Origin of the sequence: Acidisoma cellulosilyticum (genome assembly GCF_020621385.1) — a bacterium.
Classification (GTDB): domain Bacteria; phylum Pseudomonadota; class Alphaproteobacteria; order Acetobacterales; family Acetobacteraceae; genus Acidisoma; species Acidisoma cellulosilyticum.
Map to the genome: position 1 here is coordinate 1 of NZ_JAESVA010000044.1, position 901 is coordinate 901.

Consider the following 901-nt stretch of genomic DNA (forward strand, 5'->3'; position numbering starts at 1 on the left):
AAACACCTCTCATGTTCGCCACTTCAAGCTGCAGGCACGGTAAATCTGCGCCCGTATGACAGGCTGTTCAGCGTTGCCGCGGCTGGGTAAGGCAGGAGGCACGATCATGAAACGACGGTTGATCATGCTCTGATGCGCGGGTTGGTTACCGCCGGACCGGTGATGCGTCGCGGAGCGTCCTCTGTCTAGAAAACCAGCGTCGGATAAGATCCGGCTGTAGATGTTTTCGAGGGTTCTCCTGGCCGTGACCGTGCCTCCAGCCTTGCTCAGCTTTGGATGTGTTTGAAGGACTAATGATCTCCTTGAGGTGTGTTCAACCAATTCGTCTGGATCAGGTGCCGGCTAGCTGGACTTGTTTAGCAATTGCCCAGACGAACCCAGCCAGCTCGCGGGCAATTGCCGTGCTCACGACATTCATCGGCTTGCCCGAAAGAGCAAGCTTGCGGTAGCGGCCGCACAAGCGTGTTTGTGCCTTCCACGCCGTCTCGCGGATGGATGCCGCCAGACCCTCCTGGCGCAACAACAGGTCCCCGCTGATCCGTGCCGGAAAGCGATACGTCCACGCGGCCTCGATCAGCATGCGACGTCCTGCACCGTTTCCCGCCTTCGTGATGCTTCCCAGGCGTCGCTTGCTGCCGCTGGAATGCTCGGACGGCACCAGGCCCAGATACGCCATCAGCTGGCGTGGGTTGGCAAAGCGCGTCATGTCGCCAAGCTCCGCCACCAGGGTTGCCGCTGCCACCAGAGCAACGCCGCGCAGGGACTGCAGCGCCTGAACGACCGGCCCGAGCGACCAGTGCGGCAGTGCAGCCTCGATATGAGCTTCGAGACGATCGCGCCGGGTCGTCGCGGCTTCGATCACCGCAATGCAATCCTCCAGAACAAGGTAATGCGCAGGCTG

The 901-nt window shown here is 61.0% G+C and carries 1 protein-coding gene; it reads right to left on the reverse strand.

Translation table 11 applies throughout. The annotated features are described in order from the left end of the window. Window positions 1–331: 331 nt before the first annotated feature. A partial coding sequence (locus ACELLULO517_RS28450; RefSeq protein ID WP_227310876.1) for an IS110 family RNA-guided transposase occupies window positions 332–901 on the reverse strand: 570 nt, incomplete at its 5' end.